Source organism: Streptomyces sp. NPDC005195, from assembly GCF_040608315.1.
GTDB lineage: Bacteria > Actinomycetota > Actinomycetes > Streptomycetales > Streptomycetaceae > Streptomyces > Streptomyces kaempferi.
In genome coordinates this window covers 1-6588 of the sequence record NZ_JBEXHZ010000129.1, presented here as the reverse complement: position 1 = coordinate 6588, position 6588 = coordinate 1, and the positions used below count along the sequence as shown (strand labels likewise).

At 71.7% G+C, this 6588-nt stretch carries 4 protein-coding genes and 1 pseudogene; all 5 read left to right on the top strand.

Annotated features, from left to right (window positions below):
- Positions 1–44: 44 nt before the first annotated feature.
- On the top strand, positions 45–3317 hold the full coding sequence (locus tag ABZV34_RS36425; protein ID WP_356286660.1) for a right-handed parallel beta-helix repeat-containing protein: 3273 nt from the start codon (positions 45–47) through the stop codon (positions 3315–3317).
- A gap of 103 nt (positions 3318–3420) precedes the next feature.
- Complete coding sequence (locus ABZV34_RS36420) at positions 3421–3762, top strand: WXG100 family type VII secretion target (protein ID WP_356286657.1); 342 nt, start codon at positions 3421–3423, stop codon at positions 3760–3762.
- An 84-nt stretch (positions 3763–3846) separates the two neighbouring features.
- Complete coding sequence (locus ABZV34_RS36415) at positions 3847–4134, top strand: WXG100 family type VII secretion target (RefSeq protein ID WP_356286654.1); 288 nt, start codon at positions 3847–3849, stop codon at positions 4132–4134.
- Positions 4135–4139: 5 nt separating this feature from the next.
- Positions 4140–4679, top strand: a complete 540-nt coding sequence (locus ABZV34_RS36410; protein ID WP_356286651.1) for a hypothetical protein — start codon at positions 4140–4142, stop codon at positions 4677–4679.
- A gap of 133 nt (positions 4680–4812) precedes the next feature.
- Positions 4813–6588, top strand: a pseudogene (locus ABZV34_RS36405) (hypothetical protein); the annotation flags it as partial.

The following is a 6588-nucleotide window of genomic DNA, read 5'->3' as shown; positions in this document are numbered from 1 at the left end:
GCAGCCGCCCGGAACACGCCCGTACACGCAGAGGGAGCGACACTGTGAGCCGGCAAGTCCTCGTGGTGTCCACGGACCGTCCGGGCGCCCACCGGTCCATCGCCGCCGCCCTGGCCGACGCCGCCGAGGGCGCGCTGATCACGGTGGCGCCCGGCCGCTACGAGGAGGCGCTGACCGTCACCAGGCCGGTGACCCTCGCCGCCGAAGGCGCCACCGGGACCGTGACCATCCACGCCTCCACCGGCAGCACGGTGGTCCTGGACGCGGAGGCCGTGCAGCTGACGGGTCTCCAGCTGTCGGGCACCGACCCGCAGGCGCCGGTGCTGGACGTACGGCGCGGGCAGGCCGCCCTGGACGACTGCCGGATCTCCGGCGGAGCCTGGGCAGCCGTACTGGCCTGGCAGGACGGCATGCTGGCGCTGCGCGACTGCCAGATCGCCAACACCCAGGGCGCCGGCATCGTGGTCACCTCCGGCGGCGGCAACGTGGTGGAGCGCTGCGCGATCACCGAGGTGGGTTCCTCCGCCGTGGTGGTCGCCGAGCACGGGCGGCTCGTCGTGCGGGACTGTGCCGTCGACCGGCCGCGAGGCAACGGGATCTGTGTCAACGGCAACGGCACCGCCCTGGTGGAAGCCAGCCGGATCCACGGGAGCGGCAAGCCGGCGGTGGCCGTGGAGCAGAACGGCCGGGCCGAACTGCGGAAGATCACCGTCACGGCGAGCGCCACCCTGGACGCCTACCTGACCAGTGCCGCCCCGATCGTGCTGGCCGAGTGCTCGTTCACCGGCTCGGGCAGCCAGGCCGTACACATCAGCGAGGGCGCCGCCCCTGTGCTGCGCGACTGCGTGATCGACTCCGCCGCGACCGGCGGGGTACAGGTCACCGCGGGCTCCCGCGCCCGTCTGGAGAACTGCCGGATCACCGGCAGCCCGCTGGGCCTGCTGGTGGAGGCGGGGAGCACGGCGGACTGCGCCGGTCTGACGATCGGCGGGGCCACCGTGGCCGTCCGGGTGACCGGACAGGGCGGCCTGACGGTGCAGGAGGCGGACCTGTCGCTGGACGGTGGCGTGGGCATCGAACTGGCCGACCGTGCGCAGGCTCGGCTGTCCGATCTGAGGGTGCGCTCGATCGGTGGCACCGTCCTGACCCTGGCCGGCGCCGCGCGCGCCGAGCTGACCGCCTCGGTCCTGCGAGGCGGCCCGGTCGAGATCGACACCGACTCCGAACTCATCGCCACCGACAGCGGGTTCTCGGACTCCGGCGCCGACGGGATCCGGCTGGCCGGTGGCGGGTCGGTCCTGGCGGTCGGCTGCCGGATCAACGGGGCCCGCGGCCACGGACTGAACGTGCAGACCTCCGCCCGGGCGGAGCTGGACAACTGCACCGTCTTCGACAACGCCGGCGACGGCGTGCGCTGCACCACCGAGGAGGCGGTGCGGGTCCACGACTGCGAGATCCGCGACAACGGCGGCGGTTCCGTGCACCGGCCGGGTGCCGGCCACCGGTCACCCTCCGGTCCGGGCCGCCCCGACGGCGGCCGTCCCGCGGGCGCGGCCGGTAGCGGGCCGGGGTCCGGCGGTGAGGAGACACCCGACGCGCCGCCGACCGCGAGCGGTTCCCCCGGGCGCCCCACGGGCACGGGCCCACTGGCCGAACTGGAGTCGCTCGTCGGGCTGGAGAGCGTCAAGCACCAGGTCACCGGTCTGATCAACCTGAACAAGATGGCACAGCGACGCCAGGAGATGGGGCTGCCGATGCCCCCGATGAGCCGCCATCTGGTCTTCGCCGGGCCGCCCGGGACCGGAAAGACCACGGTGGCCCGCCTCTACGGCGCGGTGCTGGCCGAACTGGGCATCCTCAGCAAGGGCCACATCGTCGAGGTCGCCCGGGCCGACCTGGTCGCCCAGATCATCGGCGGCACGGCCATCAAGACCACCGAGGTGTTCCGCAAGGCGCTCGGCGGCGTGCTCTTCATCGACGAGGCCTACACGCTGACCAACCAGTCCGGGGGCAGCGGACCGGACTTCGGCCAGGAGGCGGTCGAGTCGCTGATGAAGCTGATGGAGGACCACCGGGACGAGATCGTGGTCATCGTGGCCGGCTACTCCGCGCAGATGGACCAGTTCCTGGCCTCCAACCCCGGCATGGCCTCCCGTTTCACCCGCTCCGTGGAGTTCCCCAACTACAGCCCGGCCGAACTGGTCACCATTGTGCGCGGCCTGTGCGCCAAGCACTACTACGAACTGGACGAGGGCGCGCTGACGGCACTGAACCGCTACTTCGAGGAGGTGCCGAAGGGCGCCACCTTCGGCAACGGACGGGTGGCCCGGCAGATCTTCGAGGAGATGATCAGCAAGCAGGCTTCCCGGCTCGCCGCCCAGCCGCACCGCGACGACGAACTGAGCCTGCTGACCGGCCCCGACGTGCTCACCGTCCCCGACAGGCAAGCTGCCGGCGACACCACGGACAAGCCTGGGCGGACCGGGCCCGCCGACACCCCCGCGCTGCGCGCCCTGGCCGCCATGACCGGCCTGGACACCGCCCGGGAGAAACTGAATCTGCGGCTGGCCGGCCTGGCCCGGCTGCAGCGGTCCGGCAAGCCGACCGCCGACCTGGCGAACGTCGTCCTGCAGGGTCCGCCCGGCAGCGGACGACGGACACTGGCCGCTCTGTACGGGCGACGGCTGGCCGAACTCGGTCTGCTGTCCACCGGCGTGACACACCGCGTGGCCCTGTCCACGGTGCCCGCCCGCTGGACGGAGCAACCCCGCCTCGCACTGACCGCCGCCCTGACCGAGGCGGCCGGCGGGCTGCTCCTGCTCGACCTGGACCCGGACTTCGGACACCGCGCGACCGCCGAGCGGACCTCCGTCCTCGACGCGCTGACCGAGCTGGCCGGCGCACCGCAGGACACAGTGCACGCCACGGTCCTCGCCCTGAGCGGTAGTTCACCACAGCTGATGGACCTGCTGCGAGAACGTACGGACCTGGCCGCGGCGTTCGCGGAGTTCGTCGAGCTGCACGCGTACACCGCCGAGCAGGCAGCGAATCTGGTATGCCATCAACTCACATTGCTCGGCTTCAAATTGGATGAGCAGGCGGTCACCGCCCTGGTGGACCGGTTCACCGAGCGGCCACCGCACGGCGGCGCGTACGAGATCCACCGGCTGGCGCGGGATCTCGCCCGATCGGCTCGCACCCGCCTCGTCGCCGTCGAGGACCTGCCGCCCGATCCCGCCCATCCCGCCGTGCCCGAACCGGCCGCGCCCCGAGCCGCACCGCGGACCGAGGATGCGGCACCGCTGGTGCACTCGTGACCCATCCCCGGACCTTCTCCCACCACGACGGTGCTGACACCCGGTCGGCACCGCCCCCTCCCTCCGCCGGCCCACCGGCCGACGCCCGACCGAAGGACGACACATGGCTGTGACCTCAGTAGCGATCCAGGGCATGACCGCTGCCCAGGCTTCCTTCCAGCACGCCCTGGACGAGAGCACCACCGCGTACGTGCAGATGGACGGCCAGATCGAGGGCCTGCGGGCCAGCTGGTCGGGCCAGGCGGCCCTGATCTACACCCAGGCCATGCAGGAGTGGCTGGCCGACTTCCAGAAGGTCAACCAGGCGCTGACCCAGATGCTGGAGAACCTCGCGTCGAACACCAAGGTCTACGCGAACACGCACGCGGACACCGAGCAGCTGGCCAACCAGCTCGCCCAAAACATGGGTTCGGGCGCCACCGGCCTGCCCGGCTTCACGTCCTGACCGCCGCGGTCCCGGCGTCCGGCCCTCCGGTCGGCCGGCCTCCGGCCCTGTGACCATCCAGCCCTCCGAGAAGGAGTCAGCAGCATGACCACGTACACCGTCCAGATGCAACAGGTCGACTTCATCGTCGGCGAGATGAACGCCATCACCCAGCGGATCAACCAGACGCTGACCGAGCTGGAGACCCAGACGAGGGCCAACCTCGCGGAGTGGACCAGCGACGCCCAGCAGACCTACGAGGTGGTCCGGGCACAGTGGCACACCGCCGCCGCCGACATGACGGCGAAGTCCGCCCAGGCCGCCCAGCAGCTCGGCGCCATCAACGAGTACTACGCCAACGGTGAACGCCAGGGCGTTCAGCTCTGGGGGTAGTGGCCATGGCAAAGGAGCAGGAACCCGACGCGGACATGAGCAACGACCCACCGGATCACTACACCGGCGGCACCGGAGTGGACCAAGGGAAATCCGACGCCCCCTGGCAGGTGACATTCAGGCCGCCCCCGGTCCCGAAGGGCAAGAGCGGCGGCAGTGGCACGAGCGTCGACACACCGTCGATGGAGCTCTTCGCGACCAACCTGAACCTGCTGATCGACGGCACGAACGCCGCGATCACCAGCCTGAACGACGTCCGGGTGGAGCCAGGTGCCTTCTACGACGCCAACCAGATACGCAAAACGGTCAACGGCCCCAACGCGGACGCCGGTCTGAAGGGCCAGTACCTGGCCGTCCTGCGCGACCTGCGCACGGGGCTGAGCGACCTGCACGACGGGATCATCACGCTGGCCACCAAGTACAAGTCGGCCGAGGACCGCAACTCGATCACGGCCACCGACCTGCAGACCGTCATGGCCCAGGCGCCCGGGGACTTCACCACCATGTTCGGCGACGTCCCCAAGCCCGGCGGCGGTGGTTCCTGACCCGCCGCCCCCGCGGGCTCGCGGTCACCGCTGAGACACCGGCGCGGACCGGTCCGGTGACCGCGGGCCGCAACGGCGAACGCCTGGCAGCGCAGGCCCCGGCAACAGCACGACGACAGGAGGACGGTTCACCATGGCCAGCTACAACGGCGGCGGATTCACCCAGGGCGACGACGGTACGGTCTTCGGCAACCCCGGCTCGGATCCCGGCTCGGCGAGCGACTACTCCTCCTGGGACTGGAAGCGAGTCGAGGCGGCCGTCCTCGGGATGGCCGCCGGCCCCGACACCGTCACCAACCTCCACCAGGCGAAGTCCGTGGCGGATCCCACCTCGCTGGAGAACGCGGCGCAGATCTTCTTCTACGTACACAATGTGCTGTCCGAGATCGCGCTGAGCCTCACCGACCAGACCAAGGCGCTGGCCGGCGGCGACGGCCCCTGGAAGGGCGCCGCGGCGGACTCGTTCGTGACCATGATCGAGACCTTCTCGAAGCAGGTCGCGGCCACCGCCGACGTGCTCTCCGGCGGCTCACTGGGCACCAACTCGGTCTATCAGCAGCTCGCGGACAACTCCGTCACCCTCGACAACGCGCAGAAGAAGATCGTCGCCATCGACCTCTGGTACGCCCAGGAGGCCCGGAAACAAGGCGTGGGGGCGATGTCCAACGGCCTCATCCCGATCAGCAAGAAGCCAGAGCTGGTCGCCATGATGAACGACGACATGCGGACCGTGCTCAAGAACCTGGCCTCCGAGTACCAGGTCACCGTCGACTCCATCCGTACGCCCGCCCCGATCACCCCGCCGGTCAAGGACCCGGGTACGGACACCACGAACAAGGACAGCCCCAACACGGACAAGGACGGCCCCAACGCGGGCAAGGACGGTCCGAGCACGGACGGTTCGGGGGGAGGTGCCGGCGGCGGCCCCAAGCTCACCACGGTCCCACCGCCGACAGCCGACAAGACCCCGCCCAAGCCACAGCCCTTCCCCGGCGGCCTGGAACTCGGCGGCGGCGCCGGGGGCTCGACAGGCGGCAACTCGAAGGGCGGGAAGGGGAGCACGCTGCCCCCCTCGACGGCAAATCCCTACCCCGGCGGGACCGACGTGGACCACCTGCCCGGCAGTCTGGACCTGAGCAGACTGGACGACCTGCTCAACCCCCTCGGCGCCGGCCTCGGCCTGGGCGGCCTCAGGCTGCCGTCCTCCTCGCCGTCCGTGTGGGGCGAGAACCTGGCCTCCGAAGGCTTCCCGGGACAGTTCGGACGGGGCGGCAGGTTCCCGGGGGCGGGCGGCCTGGGCTCCCGGACCACGCCCGGTCCCCTCACCGAGTCCGGCCTGCCCGAAGAGCTCTCGCCGCCGCGCACGACCGTACTGTCCTCGTCCGGACCCGGCGCGGGAGCGGGCGCCGGCGCCGCGGGGGCAGGCGCCGGCCAGGGCGGCGCGGGCATGCCGATGATGCCGCTCGGCGGCGGCGCGGGGCAGCAGACGCCCAACGACCGCAGCGACGCCTCCGGCCTGCTCGACGCCGACGGTGAGCCCTGGGAAGGGTCGCCCGAGGCCGGCGAGGAGGTCGGCTCGACGCTGGGAGCCACCGCCGGCGGTGCGGTCCTGGGACTGCCCGGCGAGCAGCTCGCCGAGGAGCTGACGATCGTGGAGGCGGTCGGCCTGGGCACGGTGCTCGGCTCCGCCACCGGCCACGCCACCGGACCGACGACGTCGGCCGAGCGAGGCGGGCGGGACGCGCACGGCGAAGGAGCCGGCCGACCCGACACCGAGGCCGGTTCCTGGAACGAGCCCTGGACCGGCGAGTTCGACGGCCTCGGCAGCGTCGGCGGCACGTCCGCGGCCGTCGTACCCGACGAGAGCCGGGAGAGCACCGGCGCACCGGTTGCCGCCCCGACCCCCCTC